Source organism: Brevibacillus nigriterrae (assembly GCF_049846925.1).
GTDB lineage: Bacteria > Bacillota > Bacilli > Brevibacillales > Brevibacillaceae > Brevibacillus_H.
On the sequence record NZ_JBNCMT010000069.1, the window covers coordinates 1 to 2,507 of the forward strand.

Genomic DNA, 2,507 nt, shown 5'->3' on the forward strand with positions numbered 1-2,507 from the left:
TGTAGCCGGAGCAAAAGCGGATTTAGACGATGCAGACCTGCTAAATGGCAACAGTGCCTTGAATAATGTAACAGGCAATGTAACCTTGCCGACGACAGGAATCAATGGAACAACGGTAGGCTGGGGATCCGACAATGCAGCAGTAGGAACGGATGGAACAGTCACTCGTCCAGCGAATGGATCTGGTGATGCAACCGTAACCTTGACAGCAACCATTAGTAAAAATGGAACACAAGATACCAAGACATTCACGGTAACCGTAAAAGAGCAAGAAATGACAGACGCCCAAGCGGTGGCAGGGGCAAAAGCAGACTTGGATGACGCAGATCTATTAAATGGCAACAGTGCCTTGAATAATGTAACAGGGAACTTAACTTTGCCAATCACAGGAATCAATGGAACAACGGTAGGCTGGGGATCCGACAATGCAGCAGTAGGAACGGATGGAAGCGTAATTCGTCCAGCGAATGGATCAGGTGACGCAACGGTAACCTTGACAGCAACCATTAGCAAGAACGGAACCCAGGATACCAAAACATTCACGGTAACCGTAAAAGAGCAAGAAATGACAGACGCCCAAGCCGTAGCCGGAGCAAAAGCGGATTTAGACGATGCAGACCTGCTAAATGGCAACAGTGCCTTGAATAATGTAACAGGCAATGTAACCTTGCCGACGACAGGAATCAATGGAACAACGGTAGGCTGGGGATCCGACAATGCAGCAGTAGGAACGGATGGAACAGTCACTCGTCCAGCGAATGGATCCGGTGACGCAACGGTAACCTTGACAGCAACGATTAGCAAAAATGGAACCCAGGATACCAAGACATTTACGGTAACCGTAAAAGAGCAAGAAATGACAGACGCCCAAGCCGTGGCAGGGGCAAAAGCGGATTTAGACGATGCGGATCTGCTAAACGGCAACAGTGCCTTAAATAATGTAACAGGCAATGTAACCTTGCCGACGACAGGAATCAATGGAACAACGGTAGGCTGGGGATCCGACAATGCAGCAGTAGGAACGGATGGAACAGTCACTCGTCCAGCGAATGGATCCGGTGACGCAACCGTAACCTTGACAGCAACGATTAGCAAAAATGGAACCCAAGATACCAAAACATTCACAGTAACCGTAAAAGAGCAAGAAATGACAGACGCCCAAGCGGTGGCAGGGGCAAAAGCGGATTTAGACGATGCGGATCTACTAAATGGCAACAGTGCCTTAAATAATATAACAGGCAATTTAACACTGCCGACAACAGGAATCAATGGAACAACGGTAGGGTGGGGATCCGACAATGCAGCAGTAGGAACAGATGGAACAGTCACACGTCCAGCAAATGGATCTGGTGACGCAACCGTAACCTTGACAGCAACCATTAGCAAAAATGGAACCCAGGATACCAAAACATTCACGGTAACCGTAAAAGAGCAAGAAATGACAGACGCTCAAGCTGTGGCAGGGGCAAAAGCAGACTTGGATGACGCGGATCTATTGAATGGCAACAGTGCCTTGAATAATGTGACAGGGAACTTAACCTTGCCAATCACAGGAATCAATGGAACAACGGTAGGCTGGGGATCCGACAATGCAGCAGTAGGAACGGATGGAACAGTCACTCGTCCAGCGAATGGATCCGGTGACGCAACCGTAACGCTGACAGCAACGATTAGTAAAAATGGAACCCAAGATACCAAGACATTCACAGTAACCGTAAAAGAGCAAGAAATGACAGACGCCCAAGCCGTAGCCGGAGCAAAAGCGGATTTAGACGATGCAGACCTGCTAAATGGCAACAGTGCCTTGAATAATGTAACAGGCAATGTAACCTTGCCGACGACAGGAATTAATGGAACAACGGTAGGCTGGGGATCCGACAATGCAGCAGTAGGAACGGATGGAACAGTCACACGTCCAGCGAATGGATCCGGTGACGCAACGGTAACCTTGACAGCAACGATTAGCAAAAATGGAACCCAGGATACCAAGACATTTACGGTAACCGTAAAAGAGCAAGAAATGACAGACGCCCAAGCCGTGGCAGGGGCAAAAGCGGATTTAGACGATGCGGATCTGCTAAACGGCAACAGTGCCTTAAATAATGTAACAGGCAATGTAACCTTGCCGACGACAGGAATCAATGGAACAACGGTAGGCTGGGGATCCGACAATGCAGCAGTAGGAACGGATGGAACAGTCACTCGTCCAGCGAATGGATCCGGTGACGCAACCGTAACCTTGACAGCAACGATTAGCAAAAATGGAACCCAAGATACCAAAACATTCACAGTAACCGTAAAAGAGCAAGAAATGACAGACGCCCAAGCGGTGGCAGGGGCAAAAGCGGATTTAGACGATGCAGACCTGCTAAATGGCAACAGTGCCTTGAATAATGTAACAGGCAATTTAACCTTGCCGACGACAGGAATCAATGGAACAACGGTAGGCTGGGGATCCGACAATGCAGCAGTAGGAACGGATGGAACAGTCACACGTCCAGCGAATG

1 protein-coding gene is annotated in these 2,507 nt (G+C 48.7%); it reads left to right on the forward strand.

The features are described 5' to 3' along the window. On the forward strand, nt 1–2,507 hold a 2,507-nt coding region (locus ACPW7N_RS26440), incomplete at both ends, for an immunoglobulin-like domain-containing protein (protein WP_425654860.1).